Source organism: Microbacterium sp. CGR1 (assembly GCF_051062835.1).
Taxonomy (GTDB): domain Bacteria; phylum Actinomycetota; class Actinomycetes; order Actinomycetales; family Microbacteriaceae; genus Microbacterium.
Map to the genome: position 1 here is coordinate 681142 of NZ_JAOTPG010000001.1, position 20388 is coordinate 701529.

The 20388-nt window shown below is 68.0% G+C and carries 19 protein-coding genes; 3 read left to right on the forward strand and 16 right to left on the reverse strand.

Features of this window, described 5'->3' with window-relative positions; genetic code table 11:
• Nucleotides 1–16: 16 nt before the first annotated feature.
• The 7 genes from OD997_RS03350 to OD997_RS03380 form a co-directional block, all read right to left on the reverse strand.
• Nucleotides 17–829 (reverse strand): shikimate dehydrogenase, encoded by an 813-nt coding sequence (locus OD997_RS03350; protein ID WP_434330338.1) that lies wholly within the window; start codon nucleotides 827–829, stop codon nucleotides 17–19.
• A complete protein-coding gene (mltG, locus tag OD997_RS03355; RefSeq protein ID WP_434330339.1) occupies nucleotides 826–2397 on the reverse strand; it encodes an endolytic transglycosylase MltG in 1572 nt (523 codons plus the stop codon). The genes OD997_RS03350 and mltG overlap by 4 nt, the downstream gene beginning before the upstream one ends.
• Nucleotides 2397–2873 (reverse strand): Holliday junction resolvase RuvX, encoded by a 477-nt coding sequence (gene ruvX / locus OD997_RS03360; protein WP_434330340.1) that lies wholly within the window; start codon nucleotides 2871–2873, stop codon nucleotides 2397–2399. The genes mltG and ruvX overlap by 1 nt, the downstream gene beginning before the upstream one ends.
• The gene (gene alaS, locus OD997_RS03365; RefSeq protein WP_434330341.1) at nucleotides 2870–5530 is read right to left on the reverse strand and encodes an alanine--tRNA ligase; all 2661 of its coding nucleotides are present in this window, start codon (nucleotides 5528–5530) and stop codon (nucleotides 2870–2872) included. The genes ruvX and alaS overlap by 4 nt, the downstream gene beginning before the upstream one ends.
• A gap of 71 nt (nucleotides 5531–5601) precedes the next feature.
• Nucleotides 5602–5790, reverse strand: a complete 189-nt coding sequence (locus OD997_RS03370; RefSeq protein WP_434330342.1) for a hypothetical protein — start codon at nucleotides 5788–5790, stop codon at nucleotides 5602–5604.
• Nucleotides 5791–5896: 106 nt separating this feature from the next.
• Nucleotides 5897–6526 carry a 30S ribosomal protein S4 gene (gene rpsD, locus OD997_RS03375; RefSeq protein ID WP_052677824.1) on the reverse strand — a complete coding sequence of 210 codons (630 nt, stop codon included), beginning with the start codon at nucleotides 6524–6526 and terminating at the stop codon, nucleotides 5897–5899.
• Between the two features lie 162 nt (nucleotides 6527–6688).
• The gene (locus OD997_RS03380; RefSeq protein ID WP_434330343.1) at nucleotides 6689–8020 is read right to left on the reverse strand and encodes a replication-associated recombination protein A; all 1332 of its coding nucleotides are present in this window, start codon (nucleotides 8018–8020) and stop codon (nucleotides 6689–6691) included.
• Nucleotides 8021–8132: 112 nt separating this feature from the next.
• On the opposite strand from OD997_RS03380, the gene OD997_RS03385 reads away from it, so the two are divergent.
• Nucleotides 8133–8429, forward strand: coding sequence for a hypothetical protein (locus tag OD997_RS03385; protein ID WP_434330344.1), 297 nt, complete (start codon nucleotides 8133–8135; stop codon nucleotides 8427–8429).
• 65 nt (nucleotides 8430–8494) lie between these two features.
• Here OD997_RS03385 and OD997_RS03390 read toward each other — a convergent pair whose 3' ends face one another.
• A complete protein-coding gene (locus OD997_RS03390) occupies nucleotides 8495–9220 on the reverse strand; it encodes a winged helix-turn-helix domain-containing protein (protein WP_434330345.1) in 726 nt (241 codons plus the stop codon).
• Nucleotides 9221–9260: 40 nt separating this feature from the next.
• Nucleotides 9261–10412 (reverse strand): NAD(P)/FAD-dependent oxidoreductase, encoded by a 1152-nt coding sequence (locus tag OD997_RS03395; RefSeq protein ID WP_434330346.1) that lies wholly within the window; start codon nucleotides 10410–10412, stop codon nucleotides 9261–9263.
• A 215-nt stretch (nucleotides 10413–10627) separates the two neighbouring features.
• Between OD997_RS03395 and OD997_RS03400 the strand changes: the two genes are divergently transcribed.
• The gene (locus OD997_RS03400; RefSeq protein ID WP_434330347.1) at nucleotides 10628–11995 is read left to right on the forward strand and encodes a DUF349 domain-containing protein; all 1368 of its coding nucleotides are present in this window, start codon (nucleotides 10628–10630) and stop codon (nucleotides 11993–11995) included.
• 61 nt (nucleotides 11996–12056) lie between these two features.
• Nucleotides 12057–12608, forward strand: a complete 552-nt coding sequence (locus OD997_RS03405; RefSeq protein WP_434330348.1) for a type IV toxin-antitoxin system AbiEi family antitoxin — start codon at nucleotides 12057–12059, stop codon at nucleotides 12606–12608.
• Here the strand turns inward: OD997_RS03405 and OD997_RS03410 are convergent.
• The 7 genes from OD997_RS03410 to ruvC all read right to left on the reverse strand — a co-directional run bounded on the left by OD997_RS03410 (nucleotide 12595) and on the right by ruvC (nucleotide 20380).
• A complete protein-coding gene (locus OD997_RS03410; protein ID WP_056307627.1) occupies nucleotides 12595–14844 on the reverse strand; it encodes a RelA/SpoT family protein in 2250 nt (749 codons plus the stop codon). The genes OD997_RS03405 and OD997_RS03410 overlap by 14 nt on opposite strands.
• A 68-nt stretch (nucleotides 14845–14912) precedes the next feature.
• Entirely contained in the window at nucleotides 14913–15902 is a 990-nt protein-coding gene (gene secF, locus OD997_RS03415) for a protein translocase subunit SecF (protein WP_434330349.1), read from the reverse strand.
• On the reverse strand, nucleotides 15902–17632 hold the full coding sequence (gene secD / locus OD997_RS03420; RefSeq protein ID WP_434330350.1) for a protein translocase subunit SecD: 1731 nt from the start codon (nucleotides 17630–17632) through the stop codon (nucleotides 15902–15904). Before secD ends, secF begins: the two co-directional genes overlap by 1 nt.
• A gap of 53 nt (nucleotides 17633–17685) precedes the next feature.
• The gene (locus tag OD997_RS03425) at nucleotides 17686–18090 is read right to left on the reverse strand and encodes a preprotein translocase subunit YajC (protein ID WP_434330351.1); all 405 of its coding nucleotides are present in this window, start codon (nucleotides 18088–18090) and stop codon (nucleotides 17686–17688) included.
• A 75-nt stretch (nucleotides 18091–18165) separates the two neighbouring features.
• A complete protein-coding gene (gene ruvB, locus OD997_RS03430; protein WP_434330352.1) occupies nucleotides 18166–19191 on the reverse strand; it encodes a Holliday junction branch migration DNA helicase RuvB in 1026 nt (341 codons plus the stop codon).
• Entirely contained in the window at nucleotides 19184–19789 is a 606-nt protein-coding gene (ruvA, locus tag OD997_RS03435) for a Holliday junction branch migration protein RuvA (protein WP_434330353.1), read from the reverse strand. The genes ruvB and ruvA overlap by 8 nt, the downstream gene beginning before the upstream one ends.
• Before the next feature lie 9 nt (nucleotides 19790–19798).
• Nucleotides 19799–20380, reverse strand: a complete 582-nt coding sequence (gene ruvC / locus OD997_RS03440; protein WP_056307618.1) for a crossover junction endodeoxyribonuclease RuvC — start codon at nucleotides 20378–20380, stop codon at nucleotides 19799–19801.
• Between the last annotated feature and the right edge of the window lie 8 nt (nucleotides 20381–20388).

Here is a 20388-nt window from a genome sequence, read left to right on the forward strand (position 1 = left end):
CGCGTGTCGTCGTCGGTTACAGAACAGCTCTCATCGCGGCGACCACCGCGTCTTCGTCGGGAAGCGTGACGGTCGGATCGCCGTGCATGAAGATCCGGATCTGCCGCACGGCCTGCCAGAGCAGCATCCCCTCGCCGGAGATCGCCTGCTCGCCCGTCCAGGCGGTGGCGAGTGCGGAGGGCCATGGCGAGTAGGCGACGTCGAACAGCGCTCCCCCGCGCTCGCTCAGACGTGCCGCCGTCACGTCGTCCAGGGCCGATCCGCTCGGAAGGGTCGCCACGGTGAGATCGACCTGGTCGGCGTCCGCGGCGAACGCGTCTGCGGTCACATCGACTCCGAGTCGCTGACCGAGTGCGATGAGCACCGCAGCGCGCTCGGGGCGACGCGCGCGCACCTCGATCGACCGGGCGCCGAGTTCGACGCACGCGACGACTGCGGATGCCGCGGTCGCACCGGCCCCGAGGACACGCACCCGTTCCAGATCGACGAGGTCGTGCTCGCCGAGGGCGTCGATGATCCCGCCGACATCGGTGTTGAAGCCCTGCGCAACGTCCGTCAGGAGCAGTGTGTTGACTGCGCCAGTGAGTTCGGCGTGCCCGTCCAGAGTGGCTGCGACCCGGTGTGCCCGCTCCTTCAGCGGCATCGTCAGCGAGAGGCCGAGCCAGGAGCCGTCCAGCGACGCGAGGGCATCGCCGAAGCCGCCCTCGTCGACCTGCCGCCGCGTGTAGTCCCAGTCGAGGCCGAGCACGTCGTACGCGGCCGCGTGCAGCCGCGGCGACTTCGAGTGCGCGATCGGGTCGCCCCACACCGCGAGATGCCGAGGGGTCATCCGGCCGAGCATCCCCCGTCGGGGTTCTCCTGGCACCACTTCTCCCACTTCTCGACGCCCTGGAGGTGCTCCTCGTAAGTCACCGAGAACTGGGTCTCGCCCGTGGCGAGGTTGATGGTGACGAAGTAGAGCCACGGACCGTCGGCCGGGTGCATCGCCGCATCGATCGCCGCATCGCTCGGGCTGGCGATCGGTGTGATCGGCAACCCCGTGTGCACGTAGGTGTTCCAGTCGTTGGGATCCTCGAGCGCCTCTGCCGAGCTCGAGACGACGCCCTCGTGCAGCGAACCGTAGCCGTACTGTGCGGTCGAGTCCATCTGGAGCTTCATGTCGATGTCCAGGCGGTTCTGGATCACCCGCGACACCTTCGGGAAGTCCGCCGTGAGCCCCTCGCGCTGGATGATCGATGCGATCGTCAGCACACGCTGAGCGTCTTCAGCGGGAACGCCGGCGGCATCCAGCGACTCCTTGGTGCGATCGACCATGCGCTGGATGACCTGCGTCGCGGTGACGCCGGGATCGAACGTGTAGACCGCCGGGAAGAGCCACCCCTCGAGGGTCTGCGCGGTCACGCCATAGGTCGCCGGGTCCGCGTCGACAGCGGCCTGGAGGTCTTCGATCGGCATCCCGAGCGACTCCGCCATGCCGGGCAGCGACGACTCGATCGTCGCGCCCTCTCCGACGCTGGCCGAGTTCTCGAGCTTGTTCGCGGGATCCTGGAGAGCCTCGAGCGCGGCCTCGGCCGTCATCTTCTCCTGCATTCGGTAGATGCCGGGGTAGAACGTGACGGCGATGTTCTCCTTGACGAGGTAGTCGTAGAAGACCTCGTCGGTGCGGGTCACGCCCGCTTCGTGCAGCGCCGTCGAGACGGGGGAACCGGTGTCGCCCTCCTGGATGGTGACGAGCACCTCGCCGGACGCGATACCGGGCTCCCAGTCGGCCGGCTCGCCCCAGCCGAGGGCGTCGCTGATCTTGTCACCGTACGTGTTCCAGGCCCAGAAGCCGGTGCCGACGATGCCGCCGATCACCGCGAGCACGATGATGAGCGCGACGAGGCATCCGGTGCGGCGCTTCTTCTTCTTCGGCGGTCGGCTGCCCGAGTCGTCGTCGGTGTGCGCGTGGAAGAGGTCCTCGAGGCGTCCACCGGAACCCGCGGCGCCTGTGGCGGCTCCGCTCGCGGACACAGCCGTGCCCGCGACGACCGGCGCGGGTGCTCCGTCACGATCCGCGTCGGATGCGGGAACCTCGACGCGAGCTGCAGAGGCCTGGTCACCGCTGCGTGTCGCCGAGTCGGGGCGCGCCTCGGACGGCTGGTCGGGACCGGTCACGGGAAGTGCGCGGGTCGCCGACTCGTCGTGCGCACGCGGCTCCTGCGGTTCTGGCACAGTCGCGTCGCCACCGGGCGTCTGCGCCGCTGCCGCCTCGCGGGCGGCTCGGCGCGAACCGGGAGCGGGCGGCGTGTTGTCGACCGTCGGGCTCTGCTGCATCGGATCGGGAAGGTTCTCGAACAGGTCGCCGAGGCGGGCGTCCGGATCGTGCTGAGGTGAAGAACTCTCACGTTCGGGCATTAGCGTGGGGACTCCTCGTCGAGCGGAATCGTGTCACCGGGCGGGTTTCCGGTGCTCTTCTCCGTGTCGATCGCCTGCTGCAGCAGGACCACCGCGGCGATCTGATCCACAATGCTACGAGACTTCTTCTGGGATCTGCCCGAAGATCGCAATGCGGCGTGTGCGGTCACCGTGCTCAGTCGCTCGTCGACCAACCGGATCGGTGTGCCCGTTCGCGACTGCAGCGCGGCCGCGAACTCCCGAGCATCGGTGGTCGATGCCGTGTCCGCACCCTGCAGGTTGACCGGAAGCCCGACCACGAACTCGAGCAGGTCGAAGTCCTGCGCGATCTCGGCGATCCGATCGATCGCCGAGTCGGTGCGCTGGACCGTCTCCACCGGCACGGCGAGCATGCCGTCGGGGTCGCAGCGAGCGACCCCGACACGAGCGCGTCCGACGTCGATACCGAGCCGCACGCCGCGGCGGAACCCGCTCACGCTGACTGCAGCTCCTGCGAAACGGCTTCGAGAGCAGCCGGAAGCGCGTCGGCATTCGTGCCGCCGCCCTGGGCGACATCGTCACGTCCGCCGCCGCCGCCGCCGAGCACGGAGGCAGCGCGCTTCGCGAGCGCTCCCGCCTTCGCGCCTGCCGCGCGGGCGGCATCGTTCGTCGCGACGACCACCACCGGGCGACCGTTCACCACGGCGCCGAGTGCGACGACCGCGGCATCGGATCCGAGGCGATCGCGCACCCCGAGCACAAGCTCACGCACGTCGTCGGCCGAGGCGACCTCGCCGAGCGACTGCGCGGCGACCCGGAAGGCTCCGATACGGCCGGCGGACTCCGCGATGGCCGGGACCCGACCTGCGCGCTCCTTGGATTCGAACTGCGCGATGCGCTTCTCTGCCGCCTTCAGGCTGGCGGAGAGGTCGGCGATGCGCTCGGCGAGCTGATCGCGCGGGGTCTTGAGCGAGGTGGTCAGCTGCGAGACCAGCGCACGCTCGGCAGCGAGCTCGCGGAACGCGTCCTGGCCGACCAGAGCCTCGATGCGACGGTTCGATGCGCCGACCGAAGACTCGCCGACGACGCTGACGAGACCGATCTCGGCGCTCGAGCTCACATGGGTGCCCGCGCAGAGCTCACGCGACCAGGGGCCACCGATATCGACCATGCGAACGACGTCGCCGTACTTCTCTCCGAAAAGCGCCATGGCGCCTGCTTCCTTCGCCTCGTCGAGGGTCAGGATGCGAGTCGAGACCTCGAGGGCGTCGTTGACAGCGCGGTTGGTGATCTCCTCGATCTCCACGCGCGTGTCAGCCGAGAGCGGCTGGGACCACGAGAAGTCGAAACGCATGTACCCGGCACGGTTGAGCGAGCCCGCCTGCGTGGCGGTCGGGCCGAGCGTGTCGCGGAGCGCTGCATGCACGAGGTGCGTCGCGGAGTGCGCCTGGCGAGCAGCGCGGCGGTTCGCGGCGTCGACGACGGTGGTGGCGGCGTCATCGACTGCGACGACGCCACGCGTGACCTCGACGGTGTGGCTGATGAGACCGGGAACCGGGCGCTGCACGTCGAGCACCTCGAGTTCGAACCCGGGTCCGACGATCACACCCTTGTCGGCGACCTGTCCACCCGACTCCGCGTAGAGCGTCGTCTCGGCGAGCACGACCTCGGCGATCTGGCCCTCAACCGCGCTGCGGGCCGGCTGGCCGTCGACGAGGATGCCGAGGATGCGCGAGTCGACCTCGAGCTCGGAGTATCCGTCGAACCCCGTCTCGCCGAGCGCGCGCAGATCGCGGTAGACCGAGACATCGGCGAGCTGACGCTTGCGGTTGCGTGCATCGGCCTTGGCGCGGGAGCGCTGCTCCTGCATCAGGCTGTCGAAGGCCGCGCGGTCGACGTCGAGTCCGGCCTCTTCCGCCACCTCGAGCGTGAGGTCGATCGGGAAGCCGTAGGTGTCGTGCAGGAGGAACGCCTCGGGGCCGCTCAGGGTCGTCGCGCCGCCCTTCTTCGTCTCGTCGAGCGCGAGGTCGAGGATCGTCGACCCGGCAGCGAGCGTGCGCCGGAACGTCTCCTCCTCGGCGAAGGCCGCCCCTGAAAGGGTCGACCAGTCCCTCTCGAGCTCGGGGTACGCCGACTTCATGGCGTCACGCGACGTGGCGAAGAGCTCGGGGAACACCGGCTCGTCGACGCCGAGCAGACGCATCGACCGCACCGTGCGGCGCATCAGGCGTCGCAGGATGTACCCGCGACCCTCGTTGGACGGTCGGACGCCGTCGGACAGCAGCATCAGTGAAGAGCGGACGTGGTCGGCGACGACGCGGAAGCGGACGTCGTCTTCGTGCACGGCCCCGTACCGGCGACCGGAGAGCTCGACGGCCCGGTCGAGCACCGGACGCACCTGGTCCGTCTCATACATGTTCTCGACGCCCTGCTTGAGGAACGCGACGCGCTCGAGTCCCATGCCGGTGTCGATGTTCTTCTGGGGCAGCTCCCCCACGATGTCGAACTCGGTCTTGCCGCGGATGTTCTCGATGAAGTCCTGCATGAACACGAGGTTCCAGATCTCCAGGAACCTCGAGTCGTCGGCCGCAGGACCGCCGTCCTTGCCGTACGCGGGTCCTCGGTCGAAGAAGATCTCGGAGTCCGGGCCACCGGGGCCGGGCTGCCCGGTGTTCCAGTAGTTGTCCGCGCGTCCGAGACGCTGGATCCGCTCGGGCTTCAAGCCGATGATGTCGCGCCAGATGGACTCCGCCTCATCATCCGTCTCGTAGACGGTGACCCAGAGATCCTTCTCGTCGAAGCCCATGCCGCCGTCGGCCTCGGAGCTCGTCAGCAGCTCCCAGGCGTAACGGATCGCGCCCTCTTTGAAGTAGTCGCCGAATGACCAGTTGCCCATCATCTGGAAGAACGTGCCGTGACGCGCGGTCTTGCCGACCTCTTCGATGTCGTTGGTGCGGATGCACTTCTGCAGGTCCGCGATGCGCGGATGCGGTGCGGGGACGACACCCGTGAGATACGGGATCATCGGCACCATTCCGGCGACCGTGAACAGCAGGGACGGGTCGTCGCTGACCAGGGAGGCCGAGGGGACGATGACGTGGTCGTTCTTCTCGAAGTAATCGAGGTAGCGCTGCGCGATCTCCGCAGTTTTCATAGGGGTGCCAGGTGTCCTTGCGTGCTGAGTGTGGAAGAGGCGACGGGAACGCGTCAGATGAGGTGCGGTGCTCAGTCGTCAGCGGGGTCGGTGAGACGTGCCTTCTCGTCGCGGTAGGCGTCGCCGATGATCGCGGTGAACTCGTTGATCCGAGCGTCGACCTCGGCGAGGATGTCGTGACCGCGCGGGTCCTTGTTCATGAAATGAGCCGCGACGAAGCCGCCGATCACTCCGATCAGGAACCACAGCACGTTCTTCATGTCGCCATCCTTGCCCTTGACCCGCGAAGGCGCGGTGCCACCATCGTATGCGGAAACGACAGAAGGCGTCGGGTGAACCCCGACGCCTTCTGCGGAAAAGCTGAACTCAGCGAGCTGCGTAGTACTCGACGACGAGCTGCACTTCACAGGTCACGGGGACCTCTGCGCGCTTCGGACGACGAACCAGGCGAGCCTGGAGCTTGTCGAGCTCGACCTCGAGGTAGCCGGGAACGGGAGGCAGGACCTCGGCGTGACCGCCGGCTGCTGCGACCTGGAAGGGCTCGGTGCCCTCGCTCTTGGCCTTGACGTGGATGAGCTGACCCGGCTTCACGCGGAAGGACGGGCGGTCGACGAGCTGGCCGTCGACGAGGATGTGACGGTGCACGACGAGCTGGCGGGCCTGCGCGGTGGTGCGGGCGAAGCCCGAACGCACGACGAGAGCGTCGAGACGCATCTCGAGGAGCTCGACCAGGTTCTCACCGGTCAGGCCATCCTGACGACGAGCCTCGTTGAACGTGTTGCGCATCTGCTTCTCGCGGATGCCGTACTGCTCGCGCAGACGCTGCTTCTCACGCAGACGGACGGCGTAGTCGCTGTCAGCCTTGCGCTTGGTGCGGCCGTGCTCACCCGGAGCGTAGGGACGCTTCTCGAGGTAGCGGGCGGCCTTCGGGGTGAGCGGGATGCCGAGGGCACGGCTCAGACGAACCTTGCGGCGGTCCTGGGACTTCGTGGTCACGAAGTTTTCCTTCCGATGACGTGGTCGCGTCTTTCACGACTCACGGACGTATCGTCCGCGTTCTGCCTTGGAGCGCACGCCGGGGCGCCAGCAAGGTGTGGTGTGAACGAGGAGATGCCCGAAAACTCGGTTTCGAGCCGATCCAGTCTAACAGATCCCGACTCAGCGCCCGTCGAGGATGCGACGGATGCGCTCGAGACGTGCCGAGATGTCCCGTTCCGCGCCGAGGTTCTTGGGTTCGTAGTAGCGCTTGCCCTGCAGTTCGTCCGGCAGGTACTGCTGCGGGAGGATGCCGAACTCGCTGTCGTGGGGATAGACGTAGCCGCGCCCGTGGCCGAGTCGCTTGGCCCCCGGATAGTGCGCATCGCGCAGATGCAGCGGCACCCGGCCGAACCCGCCGGAGCGGATGTCCGCGATCGCCGCGTCGATGCCTGTGTAGGCGGCGTTGGACTTCGCCGTCGTCGCGAGATAGACCGTCGCCTCCGCGAGCGGGATCCGCCCTTCGGGCATGCCGATGAAGGCGACCGCGTCGGCTGCCGCGACCGCGATCGTGAGAGCCTGCGGGTCGGCGAGCCCCACGTCTTCGGAGGCCGAGATCACCAGGCGCCTCGCGATGAAGCGCGGGTCCTCCCCCGCTTCGATCATGCGGGCCAGATAGTGGAGCGCCGCATCCGGATCCGATCCGCGGATCGACTTGATGAACGCGCTGATCACGTCGTAGTGCTCGTCGCCCTGCCGGTCGTAGCGGAGCAGCGCCTTGTCGACGGCCTGTGCCACGTCGTCGGCCGTCGCAGCGGGCACTGCGCCGTCGTCACCGTTGGACAGTGCCACCGCGGCCGCCGCCTCGAGGCCGGTGAGCGCCCGGCGGGCATCGCCCGAGGCGAGCCTGATCAGCGCGGCGCGCGCGTCGTCGGCGAGGGTGACCGCGCCGTTGAGCCCGCGCGCATCGGTGACGGCCCGGTCGACGAGGATCCCGATGTCGTCGTCCGTGAGCGGCTGCAGGGTCAGCAGCAGTGATCGGGAGAGCAACGGAGAGATCACCGAGAACGAGGGGTTCTCGGTGGTCGCGGCGATCAGCAGCACCCATCCGTTCTCGACGCCGGGCAGCAAGGCGTCCTGCTGAGCCTTGGTGAAGCGATGGATCTCGTCGAGGAACAGGATCGTCGTCTGCCCGTACAGGTCGCGTTGCGTGATCGCCTCCTGCATCACCTCGCGCACGTCCTTCACACCGGCGGTGATGGCGGAGAGCTCGACGAACCGCCGACCCGACGACCGTGCGATGGCCTGGGCCAGCGTGGTCTTGCCGGTGCCCGGTGGGCCCCAGAGGATGATCGACACGGCCCCGGGCGACGTCGCTTCCGGATCGGCGAGGGCCACGATCGGCGAACCCGCCCGCAGCAGATGCTTCTGGCCGGCCACCTCATCGAGGGAGACGGGGCGCATGCGCACCGCGAGGGGCGTCTGCCCGGAGAGCAGTGCGGCGGCGGATGTCATCCGTCCAGGCTAACGCGGCGCACCGACACTGCGGGCAGGATCAGCGCGCACCCATCGCCCCGGTAGGCTCTCAGGCGGCGGTGCACATTCACGTCCAGTAAGGGAGCACGCAATGGCCGGACGCGGGTCGAAGAGCGCGCAGTCGCGCACCGAAGCGGAGCGCGTGCGTCTCCACACCGCCCGCAGGGCCTGGCATGACGGGCAGATCCGCCGCCGCGTGCGTGACAACACGATCGCGAGCATCGTCGGATCCCTGATCGTGCTGGCGGCCGTCGGCAGTCAGGTGGCCTACGCGCAGGCGAATCCGCCGGCACCCGAGCCGACTCCGAGCGTCGAGCCGACCGAGGCTCCGTTGCCGTCGGACACGACGATCCCCGAGCCCGTTCCCACCGACGCCCCCGTCGAGTAGCAGAGGCAGGCCGATCCCGCATCCGTGCGGATCTCCGGTCTCGACGCCTGCCGCTTTCCGAACGATCAGGCATCGATGACGGCGAGCCGATACCCGCGCTTCACGACCGTGTGCACGAGCGCCCTGTCTCCCAGCGCCTCACGCAGGCGTGCGACCGCAACCTCCACCGCGTGATCGGTGCGCTCCGCCCCGGGGAGGACGTCGCCGAGGTCCGAACGTGAGAGAACGCTCCCGCCTGCCGCTGCCAGTGCGTCGATCAGCGCGGCGGCGGATCGTGTGAGCGGGATGAACCCGTCATCGACTACGACGCCTCTGCTTCTGACCTGCATCCGCCCCGAGTCGGTAGACAGCGACGGAGCGCCGCCGCCGTCGAAATGCTCGATGACGCGGCACGCGAAGGTTCCGACCTGATCGGCGTTCGCGATCGCGGTCCGTACCTGCATCCGGTCCATCGCCGCCGCGCCGCTCGCCCCGCCGACCACCACGAGCAGTCGCCCCGTGTCGATCCGGCGCCGGATGCGGCCGAGTGAGCCTGTCCGCTCGGCGACCGCTGCCCACGATGCGGCTGCCGCGGCCGACAGGAACAGCACGGCATCGGCTTCACCGCGTTCGGCGCCTGAGACCGTGCCGATGAGTCTCTCCTTCTCTCCCGTCCGTGCGGCGCCCTCCGAGACACGGACACCGCGGACGACGGCGCCCCCGCCCGCGAGCATCGCTGCGACATCGGCGCGATGCTCGTCGCCCACCACGATGACAGTGCAGCCGATCAGGGGCGAGTCCGGCCGTGTCACCGAAGCGACCCGCGCTCGACGCACATCACGGCCGTCCACATCAGATCGCCTGGAGCGCGCGCACTCGCGGCGTCCGACCTGCGGTGATGTCGCTGCCACCGGCGCGGGACGACGACACATTCCATTCATGTGCCTCGCGATCGCCCCTCCCCGACTCGCCGACGTCCGCGATGCGAGCGCTGCGAAGACCGAGGCTCGACGGGTCCGCGTGGCTGCGGAGCATGGCGTCCCCTCCGAGGACCCGCGTCGTCGCCACCTCGGCCATCACGAGGCCAGGAGCAAGGAGACCGACGCAGCGCCCCTCGAACCAGGCGACCTCGCCGATCGCCAGGATGTGCGGCTCGGAGGTGCGGCAGCGCTCATCGATCACTATGCCGCCTGCCGGCGCGACCTCGATCGATGCGTTGCGCGCGAGCTCGTCCCGCGGCCGCACTCCCACTGCGAACAGGACGACGTCGACCGGTTCGATCGACCCGTCGTCGAGTTCGAGCGCACTCACGCCGGCGGACGACTCCGTAGTGATGCGGGTGGGGCGTGCGCCGGAACGCACCTCGATGCCCCTCGCCTCCATCAGCGCGGCGACCTCGCTCTCGTCGGACGGACCCAGCTGCGGGGAGGTGAGGTGTTCTGAGTGCGGGAAGACGCGAGGCTCGATGCCCATCGCGACCAGCGCATCAGCAGCGTCGAGCCCGAGCAGTCCACCTCCGATGATCGCGCCGCGAAGAGGCCGGCCGGTCACCCGCCCACGCGCGGCGGCATAGCGCTCGAGTCGCTCCAGGTCGTCGAGAGTGCGATACACGAAGCACCCGACGAGATCCGAGCCGTCGATGTCCTCGGGGATGGCCGCGTAGGAACCTGTCGCGAGCACCAGGGTGTCGTAGCGAATCACCTGACGGGATCGCGTCGTCACCGTGCGTCCCGTGGTGTCGATGCGAAGGACGCGGTCGTCGGCGAGAAACCGCACACGGAAGTCGTCGAAGACCGAACGGTCGAGCTCCAGCCCCTGCGGCGTCCCACCGCGGACGAAGCCGGTCAGCTCCGTGCGGTCGTATGGGTGGAGCCCCTCATCACCGATCACCGTGACATGCATCGGCTTCTCGGCTCTGCTGATGAGACTCTCCACGAATCGGTGCGCCACCATGCCTGCTCCGACGACCACGATCTCCTCCGTGGTGAGGATGGCCTCATTCATGCTGCTCCATTCGCCGGGTGACGTCGTGAAGGCGACGATAGGAGCACGGTGTTTCCCGGATGTGACGCGCAGTGTTTCCTGCGTCGAACGTTCTGCTCACAGATCGGTAACGACCATTGTGAGAAGCGGCCACCACATCGGATGCTCCCTGGCGTACTAGGCTGAAGATCGTCCTTTCCGCCTCCCGCGGGCCCTACCGCGCAAGGAGAATCACCGTGTCTGCCACAGAGCCGTCGAAGCCGACTCCCCCCGTTCCCACACGCCCGGCCGCACCGCTGCCGCGCAAGCTGCCCAAGCCCGCAGCCGCCACTCCGGCCGCTGCCGCTGTCACCCCTGTCAGCGCCTCGTCGGCGGCAGATGCCGCCAAGTGGGGTCGCGTGTCCGAAGACGGCACGGTCGAGGTCCGCGAGGGTGAGGACTGGCGCGTCGTCGGGCAGTATCCCGACGGAACTCCCGACGAGGCTCTCGCGTACTTCGTGCGCAAGTACGACGACATCGCCTTCAAGGTCCATGCCCTCGAGCAGCGGCACCAGTCGGGCGGCGCATCCGCCGGCGACCTGGTCAAGCAGGCGGGTCATCTGCTCGATGAGGCGACGGATGCCGCAGCGGTCGGCGACCTGGCCGGACTCCGCGAGCGACTGAACACTCTGACCGCGTCACTGTCGGAGGCGACCGCGCAGGAAGCGCAGCAGGCCAAGGAGCTCGTCGACCAGGCCGTCGCCGAGCGCACGGCATTGGTCGAGCGCGCCGAGGCGATCGCCGCACGCGATCTCTCGAAGGTGCAGTGGAAGCAGGTCACGGCCGAGCTCGGAGAGCTCTTCGACGCCTGGCAGGCACATCAGCAGAACGGTCCTCGCCTGTCGAAGAGCGTGTCGCAGCAGCTTTGGAAGCGGTTCAGGGACGCCCGCGGCACCGTCGACAAGGCCCGCCGCGCCTTCTACTCCGAGCTGGACGACACGCACAAGACCGCCCGCGATGCGAAGACCCGTCTGGTCGAGCGCGCCGAGGCCCTCGCTCCGCGCGGCGTCGACGGGATCCCGTCGTACCGCAACCTCCTCGATGAGTGGAAGGCCGCAGGCCGCGCAGGCCGCAAGGCCGACGACGCTCTCTGGGCTCGGTTCAAGGCTGCCGGCGACGCACTGTACGCGGCACGCGCCGAGCAGTCCGCCGCGGAAGAGGCCGAATCCGGTCCGAAGATCGAAGCTCGCCAGGCCCTCCTCGAAGAGGCCAAGGCGGTCGCCGACGAGCCGAACATCAAGCGCGCCCGCTCGCTGCTCACCGGCATCCAGCGCCAGTGGGACGAGCTCGGCCGCGTTTTCCCCCGCGAGAAGGAGCGTGCACTCGACGATCGCCTCCGGACGATCGAGCAGGCGCTCAAGGCTCGCGAAGAAGTCGACTGGAAGAAGAACAACCCCGAGACCAAGGCGCGCGCCAACGACATGAGCTCGCAGCTGCTCGAGGCCATCGAGAAGCTCGAGGCCGAGCTCGCCGCGGCAGAGAAGTCGGGCGACAAGAAAGCCGCCAAGACCGCAGCGGATGCCCTCGAGGCGCGCCGCACCTGGCTCAGCGCGCTCGGAGGCTGACTCTCTCCACAGATCCTCGGATCGACGCGGAACGCGGGATGCATCGCGCCAGACTGGCGGGATGCATCCCGCGTTCTTGTATCTGCCCGGTGGGCGGCTGACCGCTCCCGAGCTCAGCGCCGCAAGACTCGACGGTCACCTGGTGGAACTCGGTGAAGGGTACATCCCTGCCGATCTTGTCGAGAGTCGGAGCGCACGAGCGGCGGCGGTCGCGATTCTCATCCCCGCGGACACGGCGGCGTCTGGGCCGACGGCCGCCTGGATCCACGGTGCCGGTGACGCTCCCCCGGCGCGTCACCACATCAGACGGGCGGTGCAGAGGCGGATCAGGCCCGCCGTCCCCGCTCGCGTCACCCTGCACGACACCGCACTGCCCGCATCCGATCTCGTCTGGATCGGTGGAGTGCCGGTCATGACGCCCGCGCGCACCATGACCGATCTGGCGCTCGGCCTCTACCGAGACGAGTCGCTGCGGCGATGGATGGTACTGCTCGCCGACGTCGACCCGCATCTCGTCTGCGAAGCGATCACCTACCTCGACGCGCTGTCACGGGTACCGGGAAAGCGCGCCGGGCGGGGCGCCCTCGAGAGGCTGCGGGTCAGGACGACGTGACGCGGTACACGTCGTAGACGGCGTCGATGCGCCGCACGGCGTTGAGCACCCGATCGAGGTGCACGGCGTCACCCATCTCGAACACGAAACGGCTGATCGCGAGGCGCTCGTCCGTCGTGCTGACCGTCGCCGAGAGGATGTTCACATGGTGCTCGCTGAGCACACGGGTGACATCCGAGAGCAGGCCCGACCGGTCCAGTGCCTCGACCTGGATCTGCACCCGGAAGACGCTCTTCGTCGTGGGCGCCCACGACACCTCGACGAAGCGATCCTCCTCGCCGGCGAGTGCCTTGACGTTCGGACAGTCCGTGCGGTGCACCGAGACGCCGCTTCCGCGGGTGACGAAGCCCACGATCTCGTCGCCGGGCACGGGTGTGCAGCATTTGGCGACCTTGACGAGGATGTCGGAGGCTCCTCGCACCAGCACACCCGAGTCGCCGGCACGCGGCTCTCGCGACGGCATGCTGCCAGGGAGATCGATCGGCCCGGTGGCCGGGTCCGTCGCGGCGACGAGCGCCGTGACCTTCTCGAGCACCGACTGTGTCGACACGTGGCCTTCGCCGACCGCGGCATAGAGCGCGGAGACGTCTTCATAGCGGAGCTGGTGAGCGACCTCGGCGAAGGAGTCCTGGCTCATCAGGCGCTGCAGAGGCATGTTCTGACGGCGCATCGCGCGGGCGATGGCCTCCTTGCCCTGCTCGATCGCCTCTTCGCGGCGCTCCTTCGTGAACCACCCGCGGATCTTGTTCCTGGCGCGCGTGCTCTTGACGAAGCCGAGCCAGTCCTGGCTCGGGCCGGCGTCGGGGTTCTTCGACGTGAAGACCTCGACGACATCACCGCTCTTGAGCTCGGACTCCAGCGGCACGAGGCGACCGTTGACCTTGGAGCCCATCGTGCGGTGGCCGATCTCGGTGTGCACGGCGTAGGCGAAGTCGACAGGGGTCGCGCCCGCGGGAAGCCCGACCACACGGCCCTTCGGCGTGAAGACGTAGACCTCCTTCGCTCCGATCTCGAAGCGGAGCGAATCGAGGAACTCGCCGGGATCGGCGGTCTCGGCCTGCCAGTCAGAGATGTGCGCGAGCCAGGCCATGTCGCTGTCCGACGCACGGACCTCGGCCTTGCCGCCGTTCATGCGCTCCTTGTACATCCAGTGCGCCGCGACGCCGTACTCGGCCTGCTGGTGCATCTCGTGCGTGCGGATCTGGATCTCGACCGTACGCCCCGACGGACCGATCACGGTCGTGTGCAACGACTGGTAGAGGTTGAACTTCGGGGTCGCGATGTAATCCTTGAACCGACCGGGCAGCGGCGTCCAGCGCGCGTGGATCGCGCCGAGAACGGCGTAGCAGTCGCGCACCGACGCGACGAGCACGCGGATGCCGATGAGGTCGTAGATGTCGTCGAACTCGCGGCCTCGGACGACCATCTTCTGATAGACGGAGTACAGCTGCTTCGGACGACCGACGACCTTGCCGCGGATGCGCAGATCCCGCAGGTCCTCGTCTATCTCCTCGACGACCTGGGCCAGGTACTTCTCTCGCTGCGGGGTGCGCTGAGCGATCAGGTTGTGGATCTCGTTGTAGATCTTCGGGTGCAGGACGGCGAACGAGAGATCCTCGAGCTCCGACTTGATCGCCTGGATGCCGAGGCGGTTGGCCAGCGGCGCGTAGATCTCGAGCGTCTCCTTCGCCTTCTTCGCGGCCTTCTCCGGCGGCACGAAACCCCAGGTGCGCGCGTTGTGCAGACGGTCGGCGAGCTTGATGAGCAGGACGCGGATGTCCTTCGACATCGCGACGATCATCTTGCGGACCGTCTCTGCCTGAGCGCTTTCGCCGTACTTGACCTTGTCGAGCTTGGTCACGCCGTCGACGAGCATGGCAACCTCGTCGCCGAACTCGGCGGTGAGGTCGGTGAGCGCGTAGCCGGTGTCCTCCACCGTGTCGTGCAGGAGTGCCGCGGCGATCGCCCGAGGACCGAGACCCATCTCGGCGAGGATCTGGGCGACCGCGAGCGGGTGCGTGATGTACGGCTCACCGCTCTGGCGCTGCTGACCCGTGTGCTTGTCCTTCGCAACGGTGTAGGCGCGCTCGATGACCGCGAGATCACCCTTCGGATGATTCGCCCGCACCGTGCGGATGAGGTTGTCGAGGTCGTTGACCCTGGGCGCGCGGGAGAAGATGCGGGGAACCAGTCGTCTCAGGCTGGATCCCTGCGACGCCGTCTGCGGTTCCGCCATCCGCTCACCTCCGAATCACAACAGCTTACGCGTGCTCTGCGGGGTGCGGCCCCGCTGAGCGGGGACGATCAGACCTCTACGGCGGCCTTCTCGCGGGACTCGCGCACCTTCTCGTCACGGGCCTTGATCTGCGGCTCGTTCTCACGGAAGAGCGAGTACAGCGGTGCGGCGACGAACAGGGTCGAATACGTGGCCACCAGGATGCCGACGAAGATCGACAGCGAGATGTCGGTCAGCGACTCGGCGCCGAGCCAGAAGGCACCGATGAACAGCACCGCGCCAACGGGCAGCGCGGCCACGACCGAGGTGTTGATGGACCGGATGAGAGTCTGGTTCACCGCGAGGTTGACCGATTCACCGAACGTCCGGGACGAGTTCTCACCGTCTTCCGTGGTGTTCTCGCGGATCTTGTCGAAGACGACGGTGGTGTCGTACAGCGAGTACGCGAGGATCGTCAGGAAACCGATCACAGCTGCGGGCGAGATCTCGAAGCCTGCCAGGGCGTAGACGCCCACCGTGATGACGAGCACGTCGAGCAGGCCGATGATCGCGGCGGCCGACATCTTCCAGGTGCGGAAGTAGATCGCGAGGATCAGGAAGGTCAGCGCGAGGAAGATCGCGAGACCCCACAGCGACTGCTTCGTGACGTTCTCACCCCAGGCGGGGCCGATGAACGACGAGGTGACGCTTTCGGGCTCGACTCCGTACGCCTCAGCCAGAGCCTCGGAGACCTGCTGGGTCTCGTCCGCGCTCATCTGGTCGGTCTGCACACGGATGTCGCTGCCGCTGATCACGACGACCTTGGTCGCAGCCCCCGGCACGACGGACTGGACGGCATCCGTCGCGGTCTGCTGCTCGGTCGAGTCGGGCGCCTGGACCGTGAACTGCGATCCACCGGTGAACTCGATCGAGAACTGGATCGGGCGGATCAGCGGCACGAGGGCGGAGCCCACCACGAGGATGATCGCGATGATGAACCACAGACGACGCTTCGCGACGAACGGGAAGGACGTCTTGCCCGAGTAGAGGTTGTTTCCGAATTCGTTCATGGAAGCCATCACGCGTCCCCCTCACTTCCGGTGCTGGTGGATCTGTCACCGGCGAGTGCTTCGGCGCGCTTGCGCTCTGCGATGGTCTGACGGCGATCTGCCTCGCCGCGTGAACGTGCGTTCTTCGCTCCGCGGCCGGCAGTAGCCGTCGAGACCTGCCGGAACTGCGAACGGCTGCGGTACACGGCGCCGAGCGACTCGGGGTCGAGACCCGAGAGCTTATGGCCGCCGCCGAAGAACTTCGTCCTCGCGAGCAGCTGCATCACCGGGTGCGTGAAGATCACGAAGATGAACACGTCGATGAGCGTGGTGAGACCCAGCGTGAACGCGAAGCCCTTCACAGTGGCGTCCGCGAGGATGTACAGCACCACGGCCGCGAGGATGTTGATCGACTTCGAGATGTAGATCGTGCGCTTGGCTCTGCCCCAGCCGTCTTCGACTGCCGAGGTGATCGACTTGCCGTCACGGAGCTCGTCTCGGATTCGCTCGAAGTACACGATGAACGAGTCCGCCGTGAAGCCGATCGAGACGATCAGACCCGCGACACCGGCGAGCGAGAGGCGGAAGCCGAGTCGCCAGGCCAGGATGCAGATGATCACGTAGGTGAGCACGGCCATCACGGCGATCGATGCGATGATCACCGAACCGAGCGCCCGATAGACGATGAGCGAGTAGATCGCGACGAGGGCGAGCCCGATGAGTCCTGCGATCAGACCGATCTGCAGCTGCTGAGTGCCGAGGGTCGCGGAGATCGTGTCGGAGCTCTGCACCGTGAAGCTCAACGGCAGGGCACCGAACTTGAGCTGATCGGCGAGGGTGGTGGCCGTCTCCTGCGTGAAGTCGCCCGAGATGCTGGGGCGACCGTCGAGGATCTGCCCGTTCATCCGCGGTGCGCTGATCACGGAGCCGTCGAGGACGAACGCGAACTGGTCCCGGGGCGAGAGGCTGTCGAGGCGGTTCTGGTTGAGGCGCGTGCTGACCTTGCCGAACGCCTCGGTGCCGTCGCCGTTCATGGTGAGCTGCACGAGCCACGCGCCGGACTTCGGGTCACGGCCCGCCGTGGCGTCCGTGATCGCCGTGCCGGTGAGCTCCGTCGGGCCGAGCAGGTACTTCGCCTGTCCGGTCGGATCGCACGCGATCAGCGGTTTGTCCTGCGGGGCGCGGGACGGGTCGTTCTCGGGGTTGGCGCAGTCGTAGGCCTGGAACTCGGCGGCGAGCCTGTCGGTCACCCAGGACAGGTCGCTCGCATCGGTCGGCTCGGCGGTCGGAGTGTCGCTGAGCGAATCGTCCGGCGTCGGGAAGGCGGTCTCGTTGCCGTCTTCGCCCACGAAGGTGTTCGCCCCGGCGGTCGTGGCGAGTACCGGGCGGAACTCGAGCTGGGCGCTGGACTGGATGCGCTCTCGGGTCTGCTGGTCGGCGACGCCCGGGATCTGGACGACGATGTTGCGGCCGCCCTCGGTGGTGATATCCGCCTCGGCCACACCCGACGCGTCGACGCGCTGACGGATGATGGCGGCTGCCTGGTCGAGCTGCTCCGACGAGGGCGCCGCTCCGTCCTCGGTCTCGGCGCTGAGCACGATCTGCGTTCCGCCCTGGAGATCGAGCGCGAGCTCAGGTGCCCACGAGCTCTGCTTGAAGACGTAGACGCCCAGTGCGTTGATGCCGAAGAGGAGGCCCGTCACCAGGACGAGACCGAGAAGGACTCGCCAGGCGTGACGGACCGGGGAAGAAGTGGCCACGTGTGATCAGCTTTCTTAGATGCCGGAGTGCCGAGGTGGTGCAGCGGTGAAGACTACTTGTCGTCGGCGTCGCGCTCGAGACGACGACGGGTCTCCTCGGTGGTCTCGATCGCCGGAGCGTCGTCGAGAGGTGCGTCGTCGACGACGACGACCGAATCGTCGGCCTCGTCGATGACGGCGTCCTTGGGCTCCACGATGCGGAGGATCGCCTGGCTGTGCACCTCGATGACCGTGCCGGGAGCGATCTCCACGAGCGCGGGCGAGTCGAGGTCGTCGTGGTCGTAGGCCACGATCGTGCCGTAGATGCCGCCCTGGAGCAGGACCTTGACACCGGGGACCGTCTTGGTGGCCTTCTCTTCCTGCTCCGCCTTCATCTGCTTCTGGCGCTTGCGTCCGTTGACGAACATGAAGACGACGAGCACGGCGAGAAGGCCGAAGAGGAGGATTTCCATGGGCATGGTGTCAGGGGGCCTTTCTCAGGTGCGCGCACCAGAAGACGGGCGCGCAGTTCTATCGGGGGAAGTCTTCAGCGATTATAGGTCATCGAGGCGAAGCGCCCCGTCCGGATGCGCCACACCGAGGTGCGCATACGCCTCGGGCATCGCGACGCGGCCGCGGGGGGTGCGCCCGAGGAAACCGATCCGCACCAGATACGGCTCGACGACGCTCTCGACAGTCTCGGCCTCTTCTCCGACCGCCACCGCGAGAGTGCTCAGCCCCACGGGGCCTCCTCGGAAGCGTCGCACGAGGGCCTCGAGAACGGCCCTGTCGAGACGGTCGAGTCCGATGGGATCGACGTCGTAGAGCTCCAGGGCCGCCTGCACGCCTTCGAGCGAGGCCGCTCCTCCCCCGTGCACGAGCGCGTAATCCCGTACGCGCCGCAGAAGACGGTTCGCGATACGGGGTGTTCCCCTCGAACGACGCGCGATCTCGGAGAGCGAGTCGCGGGGCACATCGACGCCCAGCATCTGCGCCGAACGGGCGATGACCCGCTCGAGCTCGGACTCGTCGTAGAACTCGAGGTGGCCAGTGAAGCCGAATCGGTCGCGCAGGGGGTTCGGGAGCAGGCCCGAGCGGGTGGTCGCGCCGACCAGCGTGAACGGCGAGAGGTCGAGCGGGATGCTCGTCGCTCCTGCCCCCTTGCCCACCATGATGTCGATGCGGAAGTCCTCCATGGCGAGGTAGAGCATCTCTTCCGCCGAGCGCGCCATGCGATGGATCTCGTCGATGAACAGAACCTCGCCGGGCACGAGGCTCGACAGCAGCGCCGCGAGATCGCCGGCGTGCTGGATGGCGGGACCGCTCGAGAGGCGAAGGGGGCGCTCGCTCTCGTGGGCCACGATCATCGCGAGCGTCGTCTTGCCGAGCCCCGGAGGACCCGCGAGCAGGATGTGGTCGGGAGGACGGTTCTGGATGCGTGCCGCGTCGAGCAGCAGCTGCAGCTGACCGCGCACCTTCTGCTGCCCGACGAACTCACCGAGACTCGTCGGGCGCAGTGCGCCTTCGATCGCGAGCTCGGTGTCGTCGGCGGGCTCCGTGGCGTCGAGGGCGTCAGACACGCGCAGGCCCCAGAAGCGCCAGCGTGCGACGCAGCAGCGGCGCGACGGTCGCCCGTTCGGCATCCGTGGCCTCTGCTGCCGTCTGCGCGGCGGCCTCGGCGGCGACCTTCTCGGACCAGCCGAGACCGACCAGGGCTGCCGTCACCTGATCCACCACGTCGACGGGTCCGCTCACCGTCTGCTTCGTCGGCGATCCCACCGGGTGCACCTTGCCTGCGAGCTGCAGGACGATGAGCTTGGCCGTCTTCGGCCCGATCCCGGAGACTCGTCGGAACGGCGCATCGTCCTCGGCGGTCACCGCGTCGGCGATCTGATCCACGGTGAGGTGCGAGAGCACACCGAGCGCGGACTTCGGCCCGACGCCCGTCACGCTGATCAGCAGACCGAAGATCTCGAGCTCGCTGCGGTCCGCGAAGCCGAAGAGCGACAGCGAGTCCTCCCGCACGATCAGGCTCGTGTGCAGAAGCAACTTCTCACCGACGGTCGCGGTGTGAGCGACGTCCGCAGGCACAGCGACCGAGAACCCGACGCCTCCGACATCGATGATGACCTGATCGGCGGTCGAGTGGAGGACGGCGCCGTGCAGCGAGGAGATCATCCCCTCAGCCTACGCACCCGGTCGTATATATGTTCGAGCGACACGCTCCGCGTCGGCCCAGGCGCGCTGGGCTGGCGTGAGAGCCCCCTGCCCCGGCGCTCCGGCGGCCCCTCGACGCCAGGCGTGGCACAGCGCGATGGCGAGGGCATCCGCGGCGTCGGCGGGCTGAGGAGGAGCATCCAGACGCAGGATGCGCGCGATCATCGACTGCACCTGCCGCTTGTCCGCCGAGCCGTAGCCGGTGACGGCCGCCTTCACCTCGCTCGGCGTGTGGGTCGCAGCGGGAAGCCCCGCCTCGGCCGCGAGCAGCAGCGCCACACCGCTCGCCTGCGCGGTGCCCATCACGGTGTGGGTGTTCTGCTGAGCGAAGACGCGCTCGACGGCCACCGCATCCGGGTTGTGCGCCGCGATGACCTCGCGGATGCCGGCTGCGACGAGCGCCAGCCTTTCGCCGATCGGCAGGTCAGGCGCCGAACGGATGACACCGACGTGCACGAGCGTGCCGCGGCGCGAACCGTCGACGTCGACGACCCCGACACCGCAGCGGGTGAGGCCGGGGTCGATGCCGAGCACGCGAAGCGAGGAGGTCACTCCCCCAG

Coding starts and splice junctions, on each gene's coding strand:
- OD997_RS03350 (WP_434330338.1), bottom strand. CDS start 829: ATGACCCCTCGGCATCTCGCGGTGTGGGGCGACCCGATCGCGCACTCG.
- mltG (WP_434330339.1), bottom strand. CDS start 2,397: ATGCCCGAACGTGAGAGTTCTTCACCTCAGCACGATCCGGACGCCCGC.
- alaS (WP_434330341.1), bottom strand. CDS start 5,530: ATGAAAACTGCGGAGATCGCGCAGCGCTACCTCGATTACTTCGAGAAG.
- OD997_RS03370 (WP_434330342.1), bottom strand. CDS start 5,790: ATGAAGAACGTGCTGTGGTTCCTGATCGGAGTGATCGGCGGCTTCGTC.
- OD997_RS03380 (WP_434330343.1), bottom strand. CDS start 8,020: ATGACATCCGCCGCCGCACTGCTCTCCGGGCAGACGCCCCTCGCGGTG.
- OD997_RS03385 (WP_434330344.1), top strand. CDS start 8,133: ATGGCCGGACGCGGGTCGAAGAGCGCGCAGTCGCGCACCGAAGCGGAG.
- OD997_RS03395 (WP_434330346.1), bottom strand. CDS start 10,412: ATGAATGAGGCCATCCTCACCACGGAGGAGATCGTGGTCGTCGGAGCA.
- OD997_RS03405 (WP_434330348.1), top strand. CDS start 12,057: ATGCATCCCGCGTTCTTGTATCTGCCCGGTGGGCGGCTGACCGCTCCC.
- OD997_RS03410 (WP_056307627.1), bottom strand. CDS start 14,844: ATGGCGGAACCGCAGACGGCGTCGCAGGGATCCAGCCTGAGACGACTG.
- secF (WP_434330349.1), bottom strand. CDS start 15,902: ATGGCTTCCATGAACGAATTCGGAAACAACCTCTACTCGGGCAAGACG.
- OD997_RS03425 (WP_434330351.1), bottom strand. CDS start 18,090: ATGCCCATGGAAATCCTCCTCTTCGGCCTTCTCGCCGTGCTCGTCGTC.
- ruvA (WP_434330353.1), bottom strand. CDS start 19,789: ATGATCTCCTCGCTGCACGGCGCCGTCCTCCACTCGACCGCCGATCAG.